The 23382-nt window shown below is 72.9% G+C and carries 21 protein-coding genes and 1 pseudogene; 9 read left to right on the top strand and 13 right to left on the bottom strand.

From position 1 onward, the window contains the following. Positions 1-76: 76 nt before the first annotated feature. On the top strand, positions 77-574 hold the full coding sequence (locus RBJ77_RS38205) for a peptidylprolyl isomerase (protein ID WP_255973605.1): 498 nt from the start codon (positions 77-79) through the stop codon (positions 572-574). A 195-nt stretch (positions 575-769) separates the two neighbouring features. Then, on the top strand, positions 770-2098 hold the full coding sequence (locus RBJ77_RS38200; protein WP_372349150.1) for a S28 family serine protease: 1329 nt from the start codon (positions 770-772) through the stop codon (positions 2096-2098). A 10-nt stretch (positions 2099-2108) separates the two neighbouring features. Here RBJ77_RS38200 and RBJ77_RS38195 read toward each other — a convergent pair whose 3' ends face one another. The 8 genes and pseudogenes from RBJ77_RS38195 to RBJ77_RS38160 form a co-directional block, all read right to left on the bottom strand. Beyond that, on the bottom strand, positions 2109-2849 hold the full coding sequence (locus RBJ77_RS38195; protein WP_372349149.1) for a ferredoxin reductase: 741 nt from the start codon (positions 2847-2849) through the stop codon (positions 2109-2111). A gap of 4 nt (positions 2850-2853) precedes the next feature. Continuing rightward, on the bottom strand, positions 2854-3465 hold the full coding sequence (locus tag RBJ77_RS38190; protein ID WP_372349148.1) for a sulfite oxidase-like oxidoreductase: 612 nt from the start codon (positions 3463-3465) through the stop codon (positions 2854-2856). Continuing rightward, positions 3462-4760, bottom strand: a complete 1299-nt coding sequence (locus RBJ77_RS38185) for an amidohydrolase (RefSeq protein WP_372349147.1) — start codon at positions 4758-4760, stop codon at positions 3462-3464. The genes RBJ77_RS38190 and RBJ77_RS38185 overlap by 4 nt, the downstream gene beginning before the upstream one ends. Beyond that, complete coding sequence (locus RBJ77_RS38180; protein WP_372349146.1) at positions 4753-5520, bottom strand: nucleoside phosphorylase; 768 nt, start codon at positions 5518-5520, stop codon at positions 4753-4755. The genes RBJ77_RS38185 and RBJ77_RS38180 overlap by 8 nt, the downstream gene beginning before the upstream one ends. Beyond that, positions 5517-5696 (bottom strand): annotated as a pseudogene (locus tag RBJ77_RS38175) (ABC transporter permease); the annotation flags it as partial. The pseudogene RBJ77_RS38175 and the gene RBJ77_RS38180, both read right to left, overlap by 4 nt. 107 nt (positions 5697-5803) lie before the next feature. Next, positions 5804-6625, bottom strand: a complete 822-nt coding sequence (locus tag RBJ77_RS38170) for an SAM-dependent methyltransferase (protein ID WP_372349145.1) — start codon at positions 6623-6625, stop codon at positions 5804-5806. Between the two features lie 61 nt (positions 6626-6686). Then, positions 6687-8864: an FUSC family protein gene (locus tag RBJ77_RS38165; RefSeq protein ID WP_372349277.1), complete on the bottom strand. Its 2178-nt coding sequence runs from the start codon at positions 8862-8864 to the stop codon at positions 6687-6689. 170 nt (positions 8865-9034) lie between these two features. Continuing rightward, the gene (locus RBJ77_RS38160) at positions 9035-10669 is read right to left on the bottom strand and encodes a penicillin-binding transpeptidase domain-containing protein (protein WP_372349144.1); all 1635 of its coding nucleotides are present in this window, start codon (positions 10667-10669) and stop codon (positions 9035-9037) included. Between the two features lie 206 nt (positions 10670-10875). Between RBJ77_RS38160 and RBJ77_RS38155 the strand changes: the two genes are divergently transcribed. Beyond that, positions 10876-12135, top strand: coding sequence for a hydrolase (locus RBJ77_RS38155; protein ID WP_372349143.1), 1260 nt, complete (start codon positions 10876-10878; stop codon positions 12133-12135). A 31-nt stretch (positions 12136-12166) separates the two neighbouring features. Here the strand turns inward: RBJ77_RS38155 and RBJ77_RS38150 are convergent, their stop codons facing one another. After that, positions 12167-13042: an SGNH/GDSL hydrolase family protein gene (locus RBJ77_RS38150; RefSeq protein ID WP_372349142.1), complete on the bottom strand. Its 876-nt coding sequence runs from the start codon at positions 13040-13042 to the stop codon at positions 12167-12169. A 300-nt stretch (positions 13043-13342) separates the two neighbouring features. On the opposite strand from RBJ77_RS38150, the gene RBJ77_RS38145 reads away from it, so the two are divergent. Next, positions 13343-14620, top strand: coding sequence for a M48 family metallopeptidase (locus RBJ77_RS38145; RefSeq protein WP_372349141.1), 1278 nt, complete (start codon positions 13343-13345; stop codon positions 14618-14620). Between the two features lie 14 nt (positions 14621-14634). On the opposite strand, the gene RBJ77_RS38140 is transcribed toward RBJ77_RS38145, so the two are convergent. After that, positions 14635-14796 carry a hypothetical protein gene (locus RBJ77_RS38140; protein WP_372349140.1) on the bottom strand — a complete coding sequence of 54 codons (162 nt, stop codon included), beginning with the start codon at positions 14794-14796 and terminating at the stop codon, positions 14635-14637. A gap of 223 nt (positions 14797-15019) precedes the next feature. Here RBJ77_RS38140 and RBJ77_RS38135 point away from each other — a divergent pair, with 223 nt between their 5' ends. Further along, the gene (locus tag RBJ77_RS38135; protein ID WP_372349139.1) at positions 15020-15403 is read left to right on the top strand and encodes a tautomerase family protein; all 384 of its coding nucleotides are present in this window, start codon (positions 15020-15022) and stop codon (positions 15401-15403) included. A 45-nt stretch (positions 15404-15448) separates the two neighbouring features. Here the strand turns inward: RBJ77_RS38135 and RBJ77_RS38130 are convergent, their stop codons facing one another. Both RBJ77_RS38130 and RBJ77_RS38125 read right to left on the bottom strand, forming a co-directional pair. Next, positions 15449-17038, bottom strand: a complete 1590-nt coding sequence (locus RBJ77_RS38130; protein ID WP_372349138.1) for an MFS transporter — start codon at positions 17036-17038, stop codon at positions 15449-15451. Between the two features lie 162 nt (positions 17039-17200). After that, positions 17201-17683, bottom strand: a complete 483-nt coding sequence (locus RBJ77_RS38125) for a MarR family winged helix-turn-helix transcriptional regulator (RefSeq protein WP_372349137.1) — start codon at positions 17681-17683, stop codon at positions 17201-17203. Between the two features lie 198 nt (positions 17684-17881). Here RBJ77_RS38125 and RBJ77_RS38120 point away from each other — a divergent pair, with 198 nt between their 5' ends. The 4 genes from RBJ77_RS38120 to RBJ77_RS38105 are packed head-to-tail and all read left to right on the top strand — an operon-like array spanning position 17882 to position 21763. After that, complete coding sequence (locus RBJ77_RS38120) at positions 17882-18847, top strand: carbohydrate ABC transporter permease (RefSeq protein ID WP_372349136.1); 966 nt, start codon at positions 17882-17884, stop codon at positions 18845-18847. Beyond that, positions 18844-19722, top strand: coding sequence for a carbohydrate ABC transporter permease (locus RBJ77_RS38115; RefSeq protein ID WP_372349135.1), 879 nt, complete (start codon positions 18844-18846; stop codon positions 19720-19722). Before RBJ77_RS38120 ends, RBJ77_RS38115 begins: the two co-directional genes overlap by 4 nt. Beyond that, positions 19719-21074: an ABC transporter substrate-binding protein gene (locus tag RBJ77_RS38110; RefSeq protein WP_372349134.1), complete on the top strand. Its 1356-nt coding sequence runs from the start codon at positions 19719-19721 to the stop codon at positions 21072-21074. The genes RBJ77_RS38115 and RBJ77_RS38110 overlap by 4 nt, the downstream gene beginning before the upstream one ends. Continuing rightward, positions 21071-21763: a glycerophosphodiester phosphodiesterase gene (locus RBJ77_RS38105; RefSeq protein ID WP_372349133.1), complete on the top strand. Its 693-nt coding sequence runs from the start codon at positions 21071-21073 to the stop codon at positions 21761-21763. The genes RBJ77_RS38110 and RBJ77_RS38105 overlap by 4 nt, the downstream gene beginning before the upstream one ends. 58 nt (positions 21764-21821) lie before the next feature. On the opposite strand, the gene RBJ77_RS38100 is transcribed toward RBJ77_RS38105, so the two are convergent. Further along, positions 21822-23288: an FGGY-family carbohydrate kinase gene (locus tag RBJ77_RS38100; RefSeq protein ID WP_372349132.1), complete on the bottom strand. Its 1467-nt coding sequence runs from the start codon at positions 23286-23288 to the stop codon at positions 21822-21824. Positions 23289-23382: the final 94 nt, after the last annotated feature.

Genomic DNA, 23382 nt, shown 5'->3' with positions numbered 1-23382 from the left:
GTCACACGGCGTGCCGACACGTCCGCATTGTCGGGCCGAATCGGCATTCCGGGGCTCGTGATGCAAGGATTACGGCATGGCAATCAAGACCTACTTCGACATCACGATCAACGACGAGCCCGCCGGGCGCATCACGTTCAACCTCTTCGAGGACGTCGTCCCGAAGACGGCGGAGAACTTCCGCGCCCTGTGCACGGGCGAGAAGGGCTTCGGCTACGCCGGCTCGTCCTTCCACCGCGTCATCCCGCAGTTCATGCTCCAGGGCGGCGACTTCACCGCCGGCAACGGCACGGGCGGCAAGAGCATCTACGGCGAGAAGTTCGCCGACGAGAACTTCCAGCTCAAGCACACCAAGCCGGGCCAGCTCTCGATGGCCAACGCGGGCCCGAACACCAACGGCTCGCAGTTCTTCATCACCACCATCGTCACCGACTGGCTGGACGGCAAGCACGTCGTCTTCGGCGAGGTCGCGGACGAGGACAGCATGAAGCTCGTCAAGAAGATCGAGGCGCTCGGTTCGCGCAGCGGTGCCACCTCCGCGAAGATCACGATCGCCGAGTCCGGCCAGCTCTGATCCCCCGCGCCACCGTACGGAAGCCGGGTCCCGCCGCTGCGGCAGGACCCGGCTTCCGGCATGTCCGGGGCCTGACCGGACAGTAACGGCACAGTAAGACGCCCGACCCCAACTCCTGGGCGGACGGCTCGGGTTAAGGTCTCGGTCACCGAGACAGTGATCCAACTCGCCGTTTTCTCGACCCGGGAGGCTTTCGTGCGCCTGCGCACCGTACCCACGCTGCTGTTGTCCGCCGCCCTGACCGCCGGAGCCCTCGCCGCCACCGCGGCACCGGCCGCCGCCGCGACCACCGTCCAGGCCTCCTTCGAGGACCAGCTGCGCGCGATACCCGGTGTCACCGTCACCGGCGTGACGGACAAGGAGGGCTTCCCGCTCTACGCCCTGTCCATCACGCAGCCGATCGACCACACCGAGCCCCGGCTCGGCACGTTCGAGCAGCGGTTCACCATCTGGCACAAGTCGACCGCGAAGCCCGTCGTCGTCTACACCGGCGGCTACGGCCTGTCCTCGGCGACCCGCGAACCCACCACGATCCTCGACGCCAACCAGCTCAGCGTCGAGCACCGCTTCTTCGGCCCGTCCGTCCCGGCCGGCGCCACCCCCTGGGCGAAGATGACCGTGCCGCAGGAGGCCGCCGACGAGCACGCCATCGTGCGGGCGATCAGACCGCTCTACGAGAAGGCGTCGAAGTGGCTGGCCACCGGCGGCTCCAAGGGCGGCATGACGGCGACGTACCACTACCGCTTCTACCCGCGCGACTACGACGGCGTCGTCGCCTACGTCGCCCCGAACGACGCCAACAACAACGACGACAGCACCTACGAGCGGTTCTTCGACACCGTCGGCACCAAGGAGTGCCGCACCGCGCTCGCCGCCGTGCAGCGCGAGATGCTGGTGCGCCGCGACACCCTGCTGCCCAAGTTCGAGAAGACGGCGAAGGACGAGGGCTACACCTTCACCAACACCCTCGGCACCACCGACCGCGCCTACGAGTTCGCGGTCCTGGACCAGGTGTGGAACTTCTGGCAGTCCGGCACGGTCGACAACTGCCCGACCGTGCCCGACGCGAAGACCGTCTCCGACGACGAGCTGTACCAGTGGTCCCTCGACCACGGTCTGTCGATCTACGAGGACTCCACGCTCGGCGCGAACGGCTCGGGCCCCTACTACCGGCAGGCCGCCGCCCAACTCGGCTGGGCCGACCTGAAGTTCAAGAACCTCAAGGGCGTGCGCCACTACCCCGACATCTACCAGCCGAACTCGGTGCTCCCGGCCGACATGCGCACCACGTACGACGGCACCGTCATCAAGGGCGTCGACAAGTGGGTGCGCACGCGGTCGGAGCGGATGCTCTTCGTCTACGGGCAGAACGACCCGTGGAGCGCCGAGCAGTTCACGCCCAGCAAGAACGACTCGTACAAGTACGTCGTGCCGAAGTCCAACCACGGCGCCCGGATCTCGGCGCTGCCCGCGGACCAGCGGGACGCCGCGACCGCCACCATCAAGCGGTGGGCCGGGCAGTGACCGGCGCGGGTCAGCCGAAGCGTTCGATGCGGATGCGCTCCACCGGCTGACCCAGCTCGACCAGGAGCCGGGAGGCGTGCTCGGCGAAGGCGTTCGAGCCGCAGACGTACGCCTCCCAGGCCGGCGCATCCGGTGTGAAGCACGGCGCCAGGTGGTCGGCGGCCAACCGCCGGTGCTCCCCCTCGCGGGTGAGCACCGGGGTGGTCTCCGCCCCGTACTCGCCGGCGTAGATCAGGTCCTCCCGGGTGCGCGCCGACACGAACAGGCGCAGCGGCACGGTGAGGCGGTGCTGCCGGTGGTGGCGGACCATCGACATCAGCGGCACCACCCCCGAGCCCGCGCCGACCAGCAGCGCGGGCCGGTCGCCCGGCCACGCGAAGAAGCCGCTGAGCGGGCCGCGCACCTCCACCGCGTCGCCGACCCGGGCGATCGTGTGCAGGTACCCGGAGACCTCGCCGCCCTCGGCGTGGTCGAGGGTGAGCTCGATGTGCCCGGAGGCGTCGGGCGGCGACGCCAGCGAGTAGTGGCGCTGCGCCGTGTAGCCGTCGTCGGCGGTCAGCCGCAGCATCAGGTGCTGGCCCGGCAGATGCCCCTGCCAGCCGGGCACCGCGAACCGGAACGTCGACACGAGTGGCGTCTCCCGGCGGATCTCGGTGAGCTCGGCGCGCTGCCAGGTGGCCGCGGCCCGGTCGCTCACGGCGATCCGGCCGGGCACGGCGAACCGGGTCGGGGGAGTGAAGGTCTCGGACACCTGGTCAGTCACCTGCGTATCGCTGTTCTTCCCAGGGGTTGCCCCGGGCGTGGTACCCGTTCTGCTCCCAGAAACCGGGCTCGTCGTGGTCGAGCAGTCGCAGTCCGGCGAGCCACTTCGCGCTCTTCCAGAAGTAGAGGTGCGGCACCAACAGGCGGGCGGGGCCGCCGTGTTCGGACGGCAGCGGCGCGTCCTCGTAGGTGAACGCGACCCACGCCCGGCCGCCCGTCACGTCGGCGAGCGGCAGGTTCGTCGTGTAGCCGGTGTGCGAGTACGCCACCACGTGGGTGGCCGACGCGTCCGGGCGGACGGCGTCCAGGAACACGTCGAGCGAGACGCCCCCGAAGCGCACCCGGAACTTCGACCAGCTCGTCACGCAGTGGATGTCGCCCTCGTACGCGGACCCGGGCAGCGCCTGTGCCTCGTCCCAGGTCCAGGTGCGCGGCTCGGCGACCAGCCCGTCGATCCGGAACGTCCAGTCGCGCGGGGCGAGTTCGGGCGTCACCTCGGCCGACAGGACGGGCCAGTCGTCGCGTGCGTCGTACTGGCCCGGCGGCAGTCCCGGGTTGTGGACGCGGGGGCGGCCGACGAAGCCCCGGGTGGCGTGGCCGGTCATGCGAGGGCCTCCAGATCGGCCAGGACGGCGCGTTCGTCGAGCGTCGTCAGTGTGCGGTCGCGCATCAGCACCCTGCCATCGACGACGGTGTCCCGCACGTCGGAGGCCTGCGCGGCGTACGCCAGCATCGACCACGGATCGTGGCGCGGGGTGAGGTGCGGCCGGTCCAGGTCCAGGACGATCAGGTCCGCGCGCTTGCCCGGCTCCAGTGAGCCGAGCTCGGCGCCGAGGCCGAGCGCCCTGGCCCCTTCGACGGTCGCCATCCGCACCGCCTGCTCGGCGCCGACCGCGGTCGGGTCGCCGCCCGCCTTGTGCACGAGCGCGGCCTGGCGCACGGCGCCCAGCAGGTCGAGCGTGTTGGAGCTGACGGCGCCGTCGGTGCCCAGGCCCACGGTGACGCCCGCGCTCAGCAGCCGGGGCACGGGCGCGATGCCGCAGCCCAGCTTGAGGTTGGAGACGGGGCAGTGGGCGACGGACGTGCCGGTGCGGGCGAGCGCCACGATCTCCCCGCCGGTCAGGTCGACGGCGTGCGCGAGCAGCACGTCGGGCCCCAACAGGCCGAGCGAGTCGAGGAGTTCGACCGGCCGCTTGCCGTGGCGGGCCTCGACGGTGGCGACCTCGGCCGCGTTCTCCGCCGCGTGGATGTGGATCAGCGCGCCGAACTCCCGGCCGAGCGCGAAGATCCCGACGAGCTGGTCGGGGGTGAGCGTGTAGGCCGAGTGGGCGAAGAGGACGGGTCGGGTGCCGGGGGACTGGCTCCTGGCCGCCAGGTCGCGGCGGGCCCAGTCGAGGCGGGTCGCGTACTCCCGGGCGTCCGGCGGCTCCGGCACGTCCATGAAGGTCGGCCCCGTGTGCAGCCGCCACCCGGCCTCCCGGGCCGCTTCCTCGGCGGCCTCGTGGAACCAGTACATGTCGAGCGCCGACGTCACCCCGGCCCGTACGCTCTCCGCGACGGCGACCCGCACCGCGGCCGCCACGTTGCGGGGATTGAGCAGTCGGGCCTCGGCGGGCACCACCCGGCCGAGGAACTCCTGGAGCGTCACGTCGTCGGCGGTGCCGCGCAGCAGCGTCATCGCCAGATGGGTGTGCGTGTTGACGAGGCCGGGCAGCACCAGGCAGCCGTGCGCGTCGATCTCGTCGGCGGGGGAGTGCCGGGCGCGCAGCCCGGCGGCCGGGCCCACGGCGACGATCACCCCGTCGCGGACGGCGACGGCCCCGTCCGGGACGACGGTGGAGGCGTCGTCGACCGTGAGGACGGTGCCGCCGTGGACCAGCAGGTCGACCGGGTCAGACAAGGTGGTCCTCCTCCTGCGCGAGGATCCGCAGCGCGTCGAGCGCCACGACGCTGCCCCGGGCCACGCCCTCGGCGACGACCTCGCGGTGCGGGTCGTAGCCGCCGGTGTTCTCCTCGTCGACCAGCTCGTCGGCGTTCGCCCCGTCGACGACCAGCACGCCGCCCGCGACGAGGCCGCGCAGCGACGCCGTCACGTACAGCGCGGACAGCTCCATCTCGATCGCGGCGAGCCCCGCCCTGTCGTACGCGGTCAGGGGGATGAGGCCGGGCTGGAACGCCGCCCGCGTCCACACGAGGCCGCGGTGGTGCGGCGCCCCCGCCTCGCGCGCCGCCCGGGTCAGGGCGAGCACGGCCTCGGGCGCGGACACCGCCGGGTACTCGGCCGGCACCAGCTGCTGCGTCACGCCGTCGTCGCGCACCGCCGCCTCGGCGATCACCAGGTCGCCGTCGCCGATGCCGCGGCGCATCGCACCCGCCGTACCGAACCGGACGAAGGTGCGCACGCCCGCGTCCGCCAGCTCCTGGAACAGCAGGATCGCGCCCGGGCCGCCCACGCCGTGCGAGGCGACGACGACCGGTAGACCGCGCCAACTCCCGCTGAACACCCGGTACTCGCGGTGGTAGGAGACCTCCTTCGCGTCGTCCAGGAGGTCGGCGACGGCCGCGGCGCGCGCCGGGTCGCCCACGACGACGGCGCGCGGCGGCAGGCCCGTGCGCGGTATCCGGGTGATGGGCAGCAGGTCGGGCGCGGTGGCGCTCATGCGGAGGCTCCAGTGGTGCCACGGCGTCGGGCCGTGGTGAGGAAGAGGGCGATCAGGGTGACGACGTACGGCGCCGCGTCCGTCGCCTGCCGCGGCAGGCCGAGGCCCTGGAGCCGGAACCCGGCGGCCTCCGCGAGCCCGAACAGCAGCGCGGCGAGCAGCACGCCGAGCGGGGCTTCGCATCGTAACCCCAGGTGAGCGGCGTGCGGCAGGCGGGGGGGCGTCGTCTCACTCGCCGAGAGACGACGCCCCCGCCGTGCCGGGCCCGACCGCGCCTGCCTGCCTAGGCCTTGCGTCCCACGCCGCCGTAGGCGTCGACCGCGGGAGCCTCCTGGTCGGCGTCGGCGTCCGGGCGCCAGTCCGTCACGCGCACGACTCCCGGCTCGACCAGCTCCAGGCCGTCGAAGAGGCCCTCGATGTCGGCGACGGGACGCACGTGGTACGGCACCGCGCCGCTCTCGTTGTACGCGTTCGACGCGGCGATCATGCCCTCGCTCGTCGAGGTGCTGTCGCTGACGACGAGGTAACTCCCGGACGGCAGACCGGCCATGAGGCGCTGGACGAGCGAGCGCGCCTGCTCGATCTCGGCGACGTGCCCCAGGGTGTTCAGGACCATCAGCGCGACCGGCCGCGTCAGGTCGAGCGTGGTCGCGGCCGCCTTGAGGATCGCGTTCGGGTCGTAGAGGTCGGCGTCCAGGTACGCCGTCTCGCCCTCCGGCGTACTGGTGAGCAGGGCCCGTGCGTGGGTGAGGACCAGCGGGTCGTTGTCGACGTACACGATGCGGGCGTCGGCCGCGGCGCGCTGCGCCACCTCGTGCGTGTTGTCGGCGGTGGGCAGGCCCGTGCCGACGTCCAGGAACTGGCGTACGCCCTGCTCGTTCACCAGATGGCGCACGGCGCGGCCCAGGAAGTGGCGGCTGGTGCGCGCCACGTCGACGAGGCCGGGGAATATCTCCTTGATGTGGTCGCCGATCTGGCGGTCCACCTCGTAGTTGTCCTTGCCGCCCACGAAGTAGTTCCAAAAGCGGGCCGAGTGCGGCGTCGTGGTGTCGATGCGGTTGCGGATCTCTGACGCGTCGGCGTATCCGGAACCCTGGTCCGACATGAAGTGCCTCCTCCAGCACGGTGATCGGCCCAGTCAATCATCAACTCCCTTGACGATCACATCACTTGCGGGGACCCACCGGCACCCCGAGCGGCCGGGCGAGACCGGTGATGCCCTCGTCGAGGCGTTGCAGGTGGCGCAGTACGCGGAAGGTGACGGTGTTCGCGGCCGGGACGCCGAGGCCGTCCGTCTCCAGCATCGCCGCGATGCTGGCGCCGGACTCGACGCCGCCCGGGGTGCTCTCGTCGTTCACGTGTGCGACGAGGACGTCGATGTTGTGGGCGATGCGCTTGGCCGCGCGTCCGAGCCGCGGGTCGGCCCCGACGCGCTTGCTGAACGGCACGAGTTCCGCGGTCGCCGCCAGCGAACGGGCGTGGTACGCGGACGTCTCCAGGAGCGCCACCAGATAGCGGGCGGTCTGCCGGCGCTCGCGCAGCGGCGTGATCGGATGCGTCAGCGGCTGGGTGGAGGCCCGCAGGTCGTCGAGCGCGGTGTCCAGGTCCCGCGCCTTGTCCAGCAGGTCGGCGGCGGGGCCGCCGCTGAGCTGTTCCACGGCGGCCGCGACGACGTCGCCGAGCCGTTCCAGGGTGGTGGCGAGGAGTTCGTCGGTGCGCGAGTCGGTGCGCACCGGCAGGACCAGCATCGCGGCGATGATGCCGCAGGCCGCGCCGAGCGCCGTCTCCTCGATGCGCAGCACCAGCACGTCGAAGCTGTAGGTGTTGAGGAGCGTGTAGAGCAGTCCCAGCATGGCCGTCACGAAGAACGACATCAGCGCGTACGACAGCGGGGCGGTGAAGAACATCGCGAACACGCAGACCAGGACCAGCACGAACGCCAGCCAGGTGTGGTTGCCGACCGCGCCGGCGAGGGCCACGCCCGCGACGACGCCGAGCACCGTGCCGAGCAGTCGCCGGTAGCCCTTGACCACGATCTCGCCGGTGGAGGCGGTGTTGAGGAAGACGACCCAGCAGGTGAGGACCGCCCAGTACCAGCGTTGCGAGGACAGGAACTCGCCGCCGACGATGGCCAGGGCGGAACCGACGGCGACCTGGAACGCGGCGCGCGTCGTGGGCCGCTTGAGTCCGGCCGGGTCCTCGGTCTCCTCGGCGGCCTCCTTCTCCGCGCCCGTGATGGAAACGTCCTCCGCGTCGAACTCCTCGCGGGACCGGATCGTGGCGGGGGAGTCGTCGGACTCGTCCTGCGGGCCGTCGAGCGCGAGCCGCAGGCCGAGGACCGCGCGGGCCGCCTCACCGATGCCGCGGAACACGTCCTGCACCGCGAGAGTGGTGCCCGGCGGTATCCGCTCCTCGTCGCGGTAGCCGAGCAGCCGGTTGCGGACGTGGGCGACGGCCGTGCCGCGATTGGCGTCGGCCGGCCGGGCCACCATCAGGTGCAGCGCGCCCAGATCGCGGCGGAGCGTCGCGGTCGCCTCGTCCTCGCGGCGCAGCAGCTTGCCGGTCGCCGGGACGGGGGCGTCGGGCAGGTGCAGGGTGAGGGTGTCGGCGCGCTCCGCGCTGCGGGCGTTCAGGAGCAGCATGCCCAGGCGCTCGGCGGCGACCTCGGCGTCCGCGACGCGGCGCTGGACCAGCGCGGCCGTCGTCTCGTCGCGGGTGCCGTCCTCCAGCCGGCCCTGGATCATCAGCGCCGCCTCGTGCAGCCGCGCCGTGTGCCGCCGCAGGTCGTCGAGGACGTCGTCGAGTTCCTCCGGCGGCGCGTCGAGGAGCCGGGTCTGCGCGGTGACCAGCTGCGCGAGCCGCGCCCTGAACGCCTCCCGCAGCCGCCCGAGCACCCGCTGCGGCGTCTCCGGCACCAGCGCGAACCTGGCCACCGCGCTGCACGCGAAGGCGATCGCCAAGGTGCCGAACAACCGCGGCAGTTGATCCACCGAGGCGTTCACGAACAGGGAGACGAAGTAGACCTGGAAGCCGATCAGGCCGAGCGCCGTGCCCCGGTCGCCGAACCGGCGGCTGTACACCGCGCCGAAGATCAGGGCGAGGAAGAAGAGGTCGCCCGCCACGACGTGGCTGTGCAGCAGCGCACCGAGCGACACGGCCGCGAGCGCCGTCGGCAGCCCCAGCGCCACCGTGAGGGCCTGACCGCGCACCGTCTTCTCGCGGATCGCGAAGGTGCCGACCATCGCGGTCATCGCGCCCGCGACCATGTACGTCACGTCCGTGCCGAGCACCGCGAGCACGGCGAGGGTCAGTCCGATCGCCGCGACCGTGCGGACCCCGGCCATCAGCCGCAGCAGCCCCGGGTCGGACGCCACGAAGCGATCCCATGTCCCGGTCAGGGAAGGCCGTCGCGCCACCAGTGTCACTCCAAGATCGATCCGTCGTTCGTGTCCCCGAGCATACGAGGACGTCAGCGCGGTCTCGGCGTGAGCACGGTGGGGGTGGTGCGAGGGACTCAGCGGCTCCGGTCGACCGCCCTGAGGACCGCCGCCACGAGCGGCCCCGACGACTCGCCGCCCCGGCCGCCGCGCTGCATCACGGCGGCCGCGGCGAGGTCCCCGTGCCAGGCCGCGAACCAGCCGTTGGGCTCCTTCTGCCCGATGACCTCGGCCGACCCGGTCTTCGCCCCGGTGTCACCGGTCAGTCCCGCCATGGACCCGGCCGCCGACCCGGAGGTCGCCGTGGTGTGCAGCAGCTCCCGCAACTGCCGGTGCGCACCGGGTTCGAGCGCCCGCTTCGCCGTGACGAGCGTGCGGTGGTCGACCGACGGCGCGACCAGATACGGCTGCCGGAACCGTCCCGTGCGCGCCGTCGACACCACCGACGCCATGGTCAGCGGGTTCATCCGGACCTCGCCCTGACCGATCATCGACGCCGCCTTCGACGCGGCGTGCTCCACCGGCACCGATCCGTCGAACGCGTCGACGCCGACCGACCAGCGCTCCCCGATGCCGAACACCTCGCGGGCCTGCCGCGCCAGGTCGTCGTCCGCGATCTTGCCCGCCTGCGTGATGAACGCGGTGTTGCACGACGCGGCGAAGCTGCTGCGGAAGGTGCCGCCCGCGATGTCGAAGTCGTCGACGTTGTGGAAGGTCCAGCCGCCGTACGAGGCGTTCTTCGGGCAGGGGTGCGGCTTGTCCGGATCGGCGAGCTTCTTCTCCAGGAGCAGCGACGCCGTGATCATCTTCATCGTGGAGCCCGGCGCCAGCCGCCCTTCGAGCGCCGTGTCCCGGCCGCTCCCACGGGAGTTGGCGACCGCCAGGATCTCCCCGGTCGACGGCCTCAGCACCACGATCGACGCGTCGGCCCGCAGCGCCACCTCCCGCTCGGCCGCCTGCTGCACCGCCGGGTCGATCGTGGTCCGCAGCCGTCCCGGCGTCCCTTCGCCCACCGACAGCAGCGCCTGGCCGGCCGGCGGTTCCGCGTCCCCGTTCGCCCGGCCCGCCGCCACGACCCGCAGCTCCACGGCCGGCCTGCCGCCCGCCGCCTTCCCGTACGAGCGGCGCAGCCCGTCGACGACCGGCGTCAGCGAGGGGAACGCCCGCGTGTCGAGCGCCCGCCCGTCCCGGTCAAGGGCGCGCACCGGCGCCGCCCCCGTCTCCTGCGCCGACAGCCGCCTCCCGGCGCCCAGGCGGGGGTGGAGCACGGACGGCGCCCAGTGCACGACGGCCTTCCCGTCGCCGGGGCGGCGCACCACCGTCAGCGCCGTGTCGTACGAGAGCGGGGCCCGCGCCCCGTCGTACGCGAACTCGGCCCGGACCGCGAAGGGCACCCGGCTGCCCGCCGGGGCACCGGGCGAGAGCTTCTTCGGGGAGAGGTGCGCCCGCTCCCGGTAGTCCCGCAGCGCGCGGCCGGCGGCGGCCTCGTCGTCGGTGCGGCCGGCCGCCCCTTCGGTGTCCCCGTCCGCCCACGCGTCCAGGAAGCCGTCGGCCGCCCGGGTGACTTCCGACGCCGACAGCGGACCGGTCCTCGGCGTCTCGTCGCCCGCCGCGACCACGGCCCAGGCCCCCGCTCCCGCACCGGCCAGGGCCAGCGCGGCCCCGCCGGTGATCCAGAGGTTCCTGCGCCTGCTGTGCCGTTCGCCGCCCACGGGCCCTCCGCCCTGCCGTTTCCCGGCGTCTCCCACTGCTCCGACGCCTCACCGTAGGCAGGTGGCGGGTCCACTTCCCTGTCGGAGTGCGCCGTTCAGGGCGTCGGGCCCGGAGCCTCCGGGACGGCCTCTGGGGGATTCCCCCCAACCCGCGGGGCGGGCCTGCCGGATGGTGCGGGGGAGGGAGACGCGGCCAGGCTTGACCCATGGACGCCAACGAGATCACCACGCCCCGCGGGCCCTCCCGCCGTTCCGTACTGGCCGTGGGCACGGCCCTGTTGACGCTCGGCGTGCCGGTGGGGACCGCCGCCGCGCGGACCCGTGACGCGCGGGTCCGGCTGCGGCTGCCCGCCCCGACCGGACCGCACCCGGTGGGCACGCGGTCGCTGCGCCTGGTGGACCGCTCCCGGCGCGACCCCTGGACGGGCGCGCCCGTCAGGGAGTTGATGGTCGACGTCCGGTACCCGGCCCGCAGTGTGGCCGGACACGCGCGGGCCGCCCAGATGACGGCCGGGGAGGCGGCGGGCTTCGACCGGCTCAACAACTTCGGCGGGCTGCCCGCGGACCGGGTCGACTGGGCGGCCACCCGCACCTTCGCCCACACCGGAGCCCCCGCCGACCGGCACGCGGCCCGCTCCGTCGTCCTCTACTCCCCGGGCGTCCTCGACCCGCGCACCCTCGGCACCACGCTGACGGACGAGCTGGCGTCCCGCGGCCACGTCGTCGTGGCGATCGACCACCCCTACGACGTCTCCGCCGTCGAGTTCCCGGACGGACGGGTGGTGACCAGCAGGCTGCCGCAGGAGTTCGAGGCCGCGCAGCAGGCGGGACCCGACGCGGTGACCGCGCTGCTGAAGAAGACGGCCGCCGTCCGCGTCGCCGACGTCCGCTTCGTCCTCGACGTCCTGGACGACGTCCTGCGCGACGCGCTCGGCGACGCCGCCCCGTGCGGCGCCCCGGTCGGGGTGTTCGGGCAGTCGGCCGGAGGCTTCGCCGCGCTCCAGGCGCTGCACGACGACCCGCGGATCGCCGCCGCGGCCGACCTCGACGGCGTCCTCGCCTACGTCCAGGACGACCACGACGAGGGCGGGCTCTCCACCGTGGCCGCGCAGGGCGTCGACCGTCCGTTCCTCCTCATGGGCAGCGACGGCGACGACCGGACCACGGTGCCCTCCTGGCGGGAACTGTGGCGGCACAGCACCGGATGGCGCCGCGATCTGACGGTGCGCGGCTCGGGGCACGCCACGTACACCGACGCGGCCACGCTCCTCCCGCAGGTCGCGGACCGGCTCGGCCTGCCGCGCGAGATGCTCACGGACTGGGTCGGCACGGTGCCCGCGGCCCGCGCCGTCGCCGCCCAACGCGCCTACGTGACGGCCTTCTTCGACCGGTGGCTGCGCGACCGCGACGACGACGGACTGCTCGACGGGCCGTCGCCGCGGTTCCCCGAGGTGGCCTTCGTCTAGGCACCGGCCGGACGCCGGTCCGACGCCGGTGTCAGCCCAGGCCGAGCGCGGCCATCGTGTGGTCGGCCATCGCGGACTCGCCGAGCGCGTTCGGGTGCACGGGGACGAAGTTGGTGCCGAAGAGCGCCGGCTCGACCCACCGCGTGCCGGTCTTCTGGCACGCGTCGTGCCCCTCGGACGCCGCGGCGAGATCCACGTACGTCGACCCGGTCTCGGCCGCGGCCCGCCGCACCGCGTCGTTGAGATGCGTCTGGATGTCGCGCACGTACGGTACGTCGCCGGAGGCGATCGGCATCTTCACGAAGCAGCCCGTCTGCGCCTTGGCCGGCATGATCCACGGATAGCCGAGGACGGCGACGCGCGCGTGCGGCGCCTTGTTCCGCACCGCCTGCAGGGCCGCCTTCACCGCCGGATAGGTCTTCGTGTCGATGTCGTCGCCGAACTTGCTCCCGTACTGCGACCGGCAGGGCGCGCCCTGCCCGGCGGACAGCACGCCCGCCGTGGCGCAGGCCAGGATCGTGCTGATGAACGTGTTGTTGTCGTTGCCGCCGATGGTCAGCGTCACCAGCCGGGTGTCGGCACCGAGCGCGTCCAGCTGCGGGGCCACGCCCGGGTACTGCGCCCCGGCGAAGTCCTTGGTCTGCGCCCCGCCGCACGTCACGTCCTTGAGTGCGGCGCCGGTGCGCTGGGCGATCACGTGCGGGTAGTTCGCGGTGGACCGGGCGCACAGCAGGCTGGCCGACGGATCGAGCGGCAGCACGCCGGAGGCCGCGCTGTAACTGTCGCCGAGCGCGACGTAGGGGAGGGGCTGCGGGGTGGCCTGCGCCGGAGCGGCCAGGCCGACAGCGGCGGCGGCGGTCGTGGCCGCCACGGCCGCGAGACGGCCCCTGAACGCGCGGATCGCCATCTGATGCTCCTTCGAAACCGGCTCGGCACAAGGCCAAGTTCCGTATGAGACAGGGGATTTCAGCGCGCTGACAGTTGAAGCTACCGACGAGTTTGAATTCGAGTCAATAGGCGTGCACGGGGTCGTGACCTGGGGGGAGTGGGGCGGTGGACGGCGTCGGCGCGGCGTCGGCGTGGCGCCCGCCCGGTCGACGGGGAAACGGCCTTTACGTCATGCCCATGGCGTGATCAGATCTCCCTCTGCACGGAACGGAAGTGACGGCCTCTGGGGAGGGGCCGTGGGGTGGGAGAGGGACGAACGGTGAACGAAGCCGTCCAGGAGACAGTTCAGTCGTGCCCGCAGTGCGGGGACACCATCAGATCCGACGCGCGGTTCACCACGTGGTGCACCGGCTGCGACTGGAACGTCGATCCGGCCGCGCCGGCCGAGGCGCAGGGGCGCGTGGAGAGGGTCCGGCGCGCGCTCGCACGGCGCCACGGTGAACGCCTCGTCGCGGAACTGACCACGGGCGGCGGCGGGCAGGCCCCGCCGCGACGTGGTGCGGCGGGCGCGGTCGCGCTCGCCCTGGCCCTGGTCGTGCATGCCGTCACCGCACTGCTGACCCTGGGCGGCCTCTGGCTCCTGGTCACCGGCTGGGGACACCCGGGCAGGCTGCTCGGGGCGGTCGCCCTGCTCGCGCTCGCCTGGACCCTGCGGCCCCGCTTCGGTTCGCTCCCGGACGACTGGCCCGTGCTGCGCAGGGCGGCGGCGCCCGTGCTGTTCGCGTGGGTGGACGAGGTCGCGGCGGTCGCCGGCACCCGGGGCGTCGACGCCGTCGTCCTGGACACCGACCTCAACGCGAGCGTCACGACGTACGGGGTGCGCGGCAGGCGCGTACTGACCATCGGGCTGCCCCTGTGGGAGATGCTCGGCCCGCAGGAGCGCGTCGCTCTGCTCGGCCACGAACTGGGGCACTTCAGCAACGGGGACACCCGCCACGGCATGGTGCTCGGCCAGGCCTTCCGGTCGCTGGGCACCTGGCACTACTACGTGGCCCGCACGCCGCACCCGACGCCGCTGGAAGCGGTTGTCAACCTGCTCACACTGGTGCCGCGGCTCCTGGTCGCGGGCATGATCCTGCTGCTCGACCGGCTCACTCTGCGGGCGACGCAACGGGCCGAGTACCTGGCCGACTCGACGGCGGCCCGGGCCGGCTCCACGGACGCCGCGATCCGCCTCATGGACAGCCTGCTGGTGGTGCCGTCCGCCGAGGGAATGCTGCGTCGCGAGGCCAACTCGCGCCAGGTGAAGGGCCGTGGCTCCGACCCGGAGGGCCTGTGGGGGCGGCTCGCCGCCCACGTGGGGTCAGTTCCCGGCCGGGAGTACGAACGACTGCGCAGGGCCGCCGTCCGCCGGGGTCACAGCGTCGACTCCACGCACCCGCCGACACATCTGCGCCGGGACGTCCTGCGGGCCGGTGCGCCCAGAGAGGCGGCGGTGCCGGTCGACGCCGAGCGGCACCGGGCCGTGGCCGACGAACTCGCCGCCGCCCGCGCGGAACTGGCGCGGCGCCTGCTCCGGGACGGCCTCGGGGAGTAGCGGAGCCGGTCGGCTCAGTGCTGCGGCTCGTCGGCCGGGGCGTGGCCGAAGTCGAGGACGTCCTCGGCGGTGCGCTCCGCCTCCTGCGCGGCCTCGCGGGCACCGGTGAGGACGTCACCCTGCTCGTCGACGAGACGGTCGTAGATGGGCGCCGGGGCGCTGGACGGTGCGGGCACGGTGAGTACTCCTGTGGCTGTCGGTACAGATGTCACCCGGTGGGGGACAAAGGGGGACCCTACGTGGGCGAAGTCGGCCGCCACCACCCGGGGTGGGGCATCCGACGGGGGATTGTAACTACTAGTATGTACGATGCTTGTCCGGCCCGACGCGGCCCGCGCGGCCCAACGGCCGTGCCCCGTACGGATCCTCGCGACCGCCCTCCCCGAAGGAGTACGCCCCATGCCCCTGGTCCGGATCGACGCCCTGACGGCGGACAGTGAGCGGCTTCACGCGCTGGGCCGCGCCGTGCACGACGCCCTCGTGGAGAGCATCGGCTTCCCGCCCGACGACCTGTTCCAGGTGCTGACCGGGCACGACGGGGAGCGCAGCGTCCTGCGGTACGGCCAGTACCTGGGGAACCGCGACGACGACCTCGTCCTCGTCGGCGTCACGATGCGGGCCGGCCGCACGCCCGACGAGAAGCGGGCCCTGTACCGGCGGATCGCCGAACTCGCCCACGCCTACGCGGGCACGGAGCCGCGCAACGTCCTCGTGACGGTCACCGAGAACACCTCGGTCGACTGGTCCTTCGGCGACGGCATCGCCCAGTACGCCCAGGAATGAGCGGTGAGGGGTGGCCGGCGCCCCGGATGGGCGCCGGCCACCGGCTCAGTGCCGCGCCGGGCCGGTCCCGCGCAGGCCGACCGCCGCGAGCACGGCCCCCAGCACACACAGTGTCCCGGTCACCGCCAGCGCGGTGTGCACGCCGTTCATGAACGCCTGGCCACTGCCTTCCACGACCGCCGCCCGCAGTCGCGCGCCCATGTCGTCGGAGACCGGCGCGACCCCCATCGCCACGGCGTCCCGCGCCTCCTCGAGACCGCCCGCCATCCGGTCGGGGACACCCGCCGCGGTCAGTTCGCCGGCCAGCGTGGCGCCGACCCGGCCGCTGATCAGGGAGACCAGGACCGAGGTGCCCAGCGCGCCGCCGATCTGCAGCGCCGTGGCCTGCAACCCACCGGCCACCCCGCCGTCCCGTACCGGGGCCTGCCCGACGATCGCGTCGGACGAGGCCGCCAGGACCATGCCGACGCCGAGCCCGAGCGTCACGAACGGCGGCCACATCGTGGCGTACGACGAACCGGTGTCCCAGGCGAGCATCCCGAACATCGACGCCGCCTGGAGCACCATGCCGGCCGGCATGGTGACCCGCGCCCCGAACCGCTGGGTGAGCGCCGCGCCGAGCGGCGACGCCACCAGCGAGGCGAGGCTCAGCGGCAGCGTGCGCACGCCCGCCTCGACCGGGGAGAGGCCGCGGACGTTCTGGAGGTACAGCATCACGAAGAAGATCACGCCGAGCAGCACGAAGAAGTTGAGCGCGGTGACGATCGTGCCCACGGTCAGGGCGCGGACCCGGAACAGCCGCATCGGCAGCAGCGGGTGCTCGATCCGGGTCTCGTACCGGCCGAAGACGGCCAGGACCAGCACGCCGCCGACGATGGACGCCAGCGTGCCGGCCGAGGTCCAGCCCCAGGTCTCGCCCTTGACCACGCCGAACACGACGGCGAGGAGTCCCGCGGCCAGCAGCACGACCCCGGCCACGTCGAAGCGGTGCCTGTCCGTCGCGTTCCGGCTCAGTGGCAGCACGGCCGCGCTGACCGCGAGGGCGACGACGCCGATGGGGGCGTTGATGAAGAAGACGGACTCCCAGCTGACGTGCTCCACGAGCAGGCCGCCCACGATCGGGCCGAGCGCGGTGGAGACCGCGGAGACCATCGCCCAGATGCCGACGGCCATGCCGAACTTCCGCGGGGGGAACACCGATCGCAGCAGACCGAGGGTGTTGGGCATCAGCAGTCCGCCGAAGAAGCCCTGCACCGCACGGAACGCGATGACCCCGGTGATCGACCCCGACAGGCCGATCGCGACGGAGGCGACGACGAATCCGGCGACGCCCACCAGGTAGAAGGTGCGCCGCCCGAACCGGTCGCCGAGCTTGCCGCCGAGGATCAACGAGGCGGCGAGGGCGAGCAGATAGGAGTTGGTGACCCACTGGAGGTCGGCGGTGGACGCGTGCAGGGACCGGCCGATCTCGGGGTTGGCGATCGCCACGACGGAGGCGTCGAGCTGCACCATGAACAGGCCGAAGGCGACCGCGAGCAGGGTCAGCCACGGATTGGCGCGCCTGCCGCGGGGTGCGGGGCCGGCCGGTGGAGCGGTCGTGGGCAGGGAGGAGTGATCCACGTCGGTGGACGGCATGAAGGGGTGCCCTGTCTTTCGGGTGAGGGAGGAAGGCCGCGCGGCCGCGCCCCCGCCGGCCGGGGCCGGGACGGGGGTGGAGGCGGGCGCGCGTGAATCGGTGCCGATTGGTGCTGAGGGGTACCGAGGGGTGCTGGGGGTGCCGGGTAGTACTGAGCGGTGCTACTCGGAGACCGTCGACGACGGGTGCAGCGCCCGCGTCAGTGACGTCAGGGCGCCGACGGCCGAGCCGAGCGCGTCGCGCTCGCCGTCGGTGAGGGCCTGCAGCGCCTGCGCGAGGTGCTTGCCCTCCAGGCGGCGCACCTCGGCGAGTTCACGCCGGGCGCGTGCGGTCGGGTACAGGTGGGCGATCCGCTTGTCCCCGCTGTCCTGGCGGCGGTCGAGAAGACCCTGCCGGGTGAGCTGGGAGACGATCGCGCTCACGTTGTTCGGCCGCATGAGCAGGGCGTCGGCGGCCTCGCGCACGGTGGCGCCCTCCTGCCGCGACACGAAGCGCAGCAGGGCGATCTGGGCGTCCGACGGCTTGGGCTGGTCGAAGTCCTGGCCGACCCGACGGTCGAGGGCCCGGTTCAGCGCGGGCAGGCAGGACGCGAGGGCGGTCGCCACTCGCTCGTGGTCCTGGTCGGCGGCGCGGGAATCGGGCATGGGCGCAAATGTAGGTCTGACGAGATAGGTATGTCAAAGGAGGTAATCGGTGGCGCGCGACGCCGGTCGGTCGACGGGGCAGCGATGAAAGTTGTAACGCCGAGAGGTGTTTACTTCTCATTAATGTTGTTGGTATCCCTTGGGGTGTCCGAGCCCAGGCCGCCTCCCGGCCGGGCCATCCCGGAAGGACCCAGCCCCTTGACCGTCACCGACGCGCAGCGGGGCGGCAGCGTCGCCGCCCCGCCGAGGGCGGCCTCCGCCCAGGACGCGGGCCCTCGGGCACGTGCCCGGCGACGGCGCCGCGACCATCTCCTCTTCGCCGCGTTCGCCGCTCCCAACTTCTTCTTCCTGTTGGTCTTCGCGTACTGGCCAGTGGTCTACAACGGCTACCTCAGCCTCACCGACTGGGACATGATCTCCCCGGTCAAGAAGTTCGTCGGCCTGACCAACTACGTGGACCTGATCGCCGATCCGGACTTCCGCGGCACGCTGTGGACCACGGTGCTCTTCGTCGTGGGCATCGTCGCGGGCGGCATGGTGCTGGGCCTGGCCATCGCGCTGCTGCTCAACCAGAAGCTGCGCGGCACGCGCGTCGTGCGCACCCTCACCTTCGCCCCGTACGTCCTGTCGGGTGCGGCCGTCGGCACGCTGTGGCTGTTCGTGTTCGACCCCAACTACGGCCTGATACGCCCCTTGACGGCCCCGCTCGGGCTGACCGCGCCGGCGATGATGACGGACTCGAAGTGGTCCCTGTTCGGGCTGGTCGTCGTCTATCTGTGGAAGAACACCGGGTTCGTCGCCGTGGTGTACCTCGCCGGTCTCCAGTCGATGCCGCGCGACGTGTACGAGGCCGCGGCCCTCGACGGCGCGAGCGCCTGGACCAGGCTCCGCCGGATCACGGTCCCGCTCCTGTCGCCGGTCACCTTCTTCCTCCTGGTGACCTCCGTCATCACCACCTTCCAGGCCTTCGACGTGATCGCCGTCATGACCGGCGGCGGCCCCGGCACCTCCACGTCGATCCTCAGCTGGTTCATCTACGACCAGGGCTTCCGCGCCTTCGACGCGGGCCGGTCCGCCGCCGGCGCCATGATCATGTTCGTGGTGCTGCTGCTCATCACCGGACTCCAGGCCCGCTACCTCGAACGGAAGGTGCACTACCAGTGAGCACCCTCGACACCGCGACCCGCTCGCCGGGCGCGACCGGTACGAGCGGCACCGTCCGGCGCAGAGCGGGGCGTGCGGGCCTGTACGTGCTGCTCGTCCTCGTCGCCGCCGTCACCGCGGGACCCCTGTACTGGCTGGTCTCCTCCGCCCTCAAGACCAACCCGGACATCTACAGCTACCCGACGCACTGGATCCCCACCGACCTGCGCTGGTCGAACTTCTCCGACGCCTGGAACGCCGCGCCGTTCGGCCGGTTCTTCCTCAACTCCCTCGTGGTGTCGGTCGTCGGCACCGCGATCGAGCTCTGCGCCGCGCTGCTGTGCGCGTACGCCTTCGTCTTCCTGCCCTTCCCCGGCAAGCGCGTCCTGTTCATGGTGCTGCTCGGCGCGATGATGGTGCCGGGCCACGTCACGCTGCTGCCGAACTTCCTCACGGTCGCGCAGCTCGGCTGGGTCAACACCTGGGCCGGCCTGATCGCTCCTGGCCTCGGCTCCGTCTTCGGCACGTTCCTGCTGCGCCAGCACATGCTGACGCTGCCCAAGGAGGCCATGGAGGCCGCGGAGCTCGACGGGGCCGGCCATCTGCGCCGCCTCGGCACGATCGTGCTGCCCATGTCGCGGCCCATGGTCGTCACCGTCGCCGTCGTCGTGATGGTGACCAAGTGGAACGACTTCATCTGGCCGCTGATCGTCACCAGCAGCGCCGACATGCGCACCCTGCCCATCGGGCTGCTCTTCCTCAAGAACCAGGAGGGCTTCGCGAACTGGGGCCCCATCCTGGCCGGCACCGTCATGGTGATCGTGCCCGTCCTCGTCGTCTTCTTCCTCGCCCAGCGCCACATCATCGCCGGGCTGACCCAGGGAGCCGGAAAGTGAGCCCCGTACTCCGCAGCGCCCCCGTCGGCCGTCGCGCCCTGCTCGGCCTCGGCGCGGGAGCCGCCGCGTCCGCGCTGCTCACGGCCTGCGGCTCGGCGAGCGGAACCGTCGCCCAGCCCGCCGGCGACGTCCCCGCCCGATACGGGCGGCGCACCCGCGTGGTCCTGTGGTCCACGTTCGCCGACGTACCCGGAAAGGCGCTGCAGACCCTCGTCGACCGGTTCAACGCCGGGCAGCGGGACATCTACGTGGACGTCCAGTTCCAGGGCTCCTACGACGAGTGCGCGCAGAAGGCCGTGGTCGGCCTGGTCGCCGGGCAGGTGCCCGACCTGTGCGTGCTCTCCGACGTGAAGTGGTACAAGTTCTACTTCGGTGACGCGCTGGAGAGCTGGGACGACTACCTCGACCCGGCGTGGATGGACCGCACCTACCAGCCCAAGCTCCTGAAGGAGGGACGGCTCAAGGGGCACACCTGGTGGCTGCCCCTGGCGCGCTCCACGCCGCTCTTCTACTACAACCGGACGCTCTTCCGGAAAGCGGGAGTTCCGGACCGTGCGCCCCGGACCTGGGACGAGCTGTACGAGTGGTCGAAGGACATCACGAAGCTCACGGTGAAGGGCAAGCGGGTCGCCCTGGAGGCGTACCAGAAGATCGACGGGGACTGGATGTTCCAGTGCTCGGCCTGGCAGTGGGGCGGCGCGTACTCGGACGGCCTCGACGTCACCATCGACCACGGTGGTGCGGTGGCCGCCGCCGAGTGGCAGCGGCGCCTCGTGCACCGCGACAAGATCGCCTACATGGCGGACTCGCCGCAGAACGACCTGGCGAACCAGCTGATCGCCACCCACGTGAACTCCACGGGCGGCCTCAAGATGCTGACCGAGGCGGCCAAGGCGGGCGGCTGGGAGCTGGGCACCGGATTCCTGCCCCGGCAGGAGGAGTTCGGGGTGACGACCGGTGGCGGCGGGCTCGGCATGTTCCGGCGCACGCCCCGCGAGCGCAAGCAGGCGGCCGCCGAGTTCGTCCGCTTCCTGGCCCGGCCCGAGAACGCCGCGCAGTGGTCGGTCGACACCGGCTACATGCCGGTCGTCCCCGCGGCGACGAAGACACCGGTCCTCGCCCGCCTCATGAAGGACGACCCGAACGTCCACACGGCGGTCGAGCAACTTCCGCTGACCCGCAAGGGCGACCAGGTCCGCATGGTGGTGCCCAACGCCAACGTGCAGATCTACACCGGACTGCAGAACGTCTGGTCCGCCGACGTACCCGCCGAGAAGGCCTTCGCCGCCGTCGCCGAGCGGCTGCGCAAGAACGTGGACCGGCACCGCGACAGCATCGAGGAGCACCTGTGACACCGGGCCACCGCACCGCCGGGAACCGCCCCCTGGTCTACGGGCACCGGGGCGCCCGCACCGAGGAACCCGAGAACACCCTGCGGTCCTTCCGGCGGGCCGCCGAACTCGGCGCGGACGGCATCGAACTCGACGTCCGCGTCAGTGCCGACGGCCGGCTCGTCGTGATCCACGACGCCACGGTCGACCGCACCACGGACGGCGAGGGCGAGGTCGCGGCGCTCACCCTGGCCCAACTCCGTTCCCTGGACGCAGGATCGGGCGAGCGCATCCCGACCCTTGACGAGGCCCTGGCGTCCTTCGACGGCCTCGTCCAGGTCGAGATCAAGGCGCCGGAGGCGGTGCGGGTGATCCAGGACCTTCCGGAGCGCGCGGTCCTCACGTCCTTCCACCCCGAGGTGCTGGAGGACGCCGCACGCCGCCTGCCCAAGGTGGCGCGCGGGCTGATCACGCACCGTCCCGGGGACGACATGCTGCGCACGGCCAAGGACCTGGGTGCGGCCTGGGTGTGCCCGGAGCTCACGGACGCGCTCACCCCCGGTCTGGTGGAGCGGTGTCACGCGGCTGGTCTGCGGGTGGACGGCTGGCCCGCCGCCGACCGTGAACTGCTGCACGGATTCATCGAGTTGGGGGTGGACGCCGTCACCACGGACCACCCCGGACGGATCGAGGAGTGGCTGACGGGCTGAGCCCCGTCAGTCGTCAGCCGTCATCTGTCGCAACCGTCGTGACGGCGCGGGGCACGGCTCACAGCCAGCCCCGCGCCGCCAACTCCTCCCGGAACCGGCCGTACGACGCGTCCAGAGCGGCCCGCTCCGCCGGAACGGGCAGCACCTCGTGGCCCGAGTCGGGCGTCATCGTCGCGGCCGCCGTCGTCAGGTCGGCGTGCAGCGTGCCGGCGGCCGCGAGCAGCGCGGCGCCGAAGGCCGTCTCGGCGCGCCGCGCCACCCGCAGCGGACGGTCGAGGACCGTCGCGCGGATCCGGTTCCACAGCTCGCTGCGGCTGCCGCCCCCCGCCGCGTACAGCGGTCCGGTCACGGCTACGCCGAGCGCCGACAGCCGTTCGAGCGCGAGCCGTTCGACGAAGGCGACGCCCTCCAGGTCCGCGCGGTGGCGGTCGGCGTCGTCGACGGGGGAGCCGAGCAGGAAGCCGCGGGCCGCGCTCGACACGAACGGGAAGCGCTCGCCGTCGCGGCGCAGCGGATAGGCGACGCAGGAGGCAGGGCCGCGGTACGCCGCGGCCGCGTCCAGTCGTGGCAGGTCGGCGGGGTCGGTGGCCGCGAGGGCTTCGCCGCCCGTGCTGGACGCCCCGCCCGGCAGCCACCAGCCGTCGGGATGGCGGTGGCTGTAGACGGCGCCCGACGGGTCGACGGGAAGCTCGCGCGCGACCCCCTTGAGGACGTACGTGGTGCCCAGCACGCCCACGAACTGGCCCGGCGACACGGCGCCCGTGGCGAGCTGGCCCGCGCACCCGTCGGTCATCCCGAGCCGCACCGAGCACCCCTCGGGCAGCCCCGTCTCGGCCGCCGCCGCACGGCACACGGTGCCCGCCGCCGTACCCGGAGCGGCGACCTGCGGGAGCAGCGCCGAGGGCACGCCGAGCGCGTCGAGGGCCTCGTCGGCCCAGCCGCCCGCGCGCGGGTCGTAGCCGGTCTTCAGGGCATGGCTCCAGTCGGTGGGCACCGGCCCGCCGGTCAGGTGCCGGCCGAGCAGATCGGGCGTGTGCAGGACGTGGCGGACGGCGGAAGCGCCGTACGCGCGCACGCACCAGGCGAGGCGGCCGAGCGCGGCGGTCGGGCCGACGGTGATCCCCAGTTCCTTCCAGCGCGCCGAACCGGCTTCCTGAGCGAGGGAGTTGAGCTCTGCCGCCCGCCGGTCGTCGTACATGAGGGCCGGGCCGAGCGGCGCCCCCGCGGAGTCCGCGGGGACCAGCGTCCCGGACGTGGCGGACACCGCCACCGCCACCACCTCGCGCCCGCCGCCCGGCAACTCCGCGGTCGCCCGGCGCAGCGCCCCCGCCGTGGCCGGCCACCACGCACCGGCGTCCTGCTCGCTGGTGCCGCCCGGACCGCGCTCCGGCGCGGGCAGCGCGGCCCGGGCCTGCGCGGCCACCCGGCCCGCGGCATCGGCGCACACCACCCGCACCGCGGCGGTCGCCACGTCGATCCCCACGACGACGGGGGCGGGGGCGGGGGACAGGGCGGTACTGCTCATCGGCGAGCGGTCCTCTCGGTCTCGGCTCAGCTGCGCTCAACTGCCGCGACGGCCACGCCACGACACGGCGGGACACGGCGGCGAGCATCGCCCT

The organism is Streptomyces sp. KL116D, assembly GCF_030766975.1.
GTDB classification, from domain to species: Bacteria; Actinomycetota; Actinomycetes; order Streptomycetales; family Streptomycetaceae; genus Streptomyces; species Streptomyces longispororuber_A.
Note: the sequence above shows the minus strand (reverse complement) of the source record. Positions and strands in the feature narration are given on the sequence as shown.

What these genes read in the sequence shown, in the direction of transcription:
- RBJ77_RS38205 (WP_255973605.1), top strand. Translation starts at nt 77, where the DNA reads ATGGCAATCAAGACCTACTTCGACATCACGATCAACGACGAGCCCGCC.
- RBJ77_RS38190 (WP_372349148.1), bottom strand. Translation starts at nt 3,465, where the DNA reads ATGACCGGCCACGCCACCCGGGGCTTCGTCGGCCGCCCCCGCGTCCAC.
- RBJ77_RS38180 (WP_372349146.1), bottom strand. Translation starts at nt 5,520, where the DNA reads ATGAGCGCCACCGCGCCCGACCTGCTGCCCATCACCCGGATACCGCGC.
- RBJ77_RS38170 (WP_372349145.1), bottom strand. Translation starts at nt 6,625, where the DNA reads ATGTCGGACCAGGGTTCCGGATACGCCGACGCGTCAGAGATCCGCAAC.
- RBJ77_RS38165 (WP_372349277.1), bottom strand. Translation starts at nt 8,864, where the DNA reads ATGGCCGGGGTCCGCACGGTCGCGGCGATCGGACTGACCCTCGCCGTG.
- RBJ77_RS38155 (WP_372349143.1), top strand. Translation starts at nt 10,876, where the DNA reads ATGGACGCCAACGAGATCACCACGCCCCGCGGGCCCTCCCGCCGTTCC.
- RBJ77_RS38150 (WP_372349142.1), bottom strand. Translation starts at nt 13,042, where the DNA reads ATGGCGATCCGCGCGTTCAGGGGCCGTCTCGCGGCCGTGGCGGCCACG.
- RBJ77_RS38135 (WP_372349139.1), top strand. Translation starts at nt 15,020, where the DNA reads ATGCCCCTGGTCCGGATCGACGCCCTGACGGCGGACAGTGAGCGGCTT.
- RBJ77_RS38130 (WP_372349138.1), bottom strand. Translation starts at nt 17,038, where the DNA reads ATGCCGTCCACCGACGTGGATCACTCCTCCCTGCCCACGACCGCTCCA.
- RBJ77_RS38125 (WP_372349137.1), bottom strand. Translation starts at nt 17,683, where the DNA reads ATGCCCGATTCCCGCGCCGCCGACCAGGACCACGAGCGAGTGGCGACC.
- RBJ77_RS38100 (WP_372349132.1), bottom strand. Translation starts at nt 23,288, where the DNA reads ATGAGCAGTACCGCCCTGTCCCCCGCCCCCGCCCCCGTCGTCGTGGGG.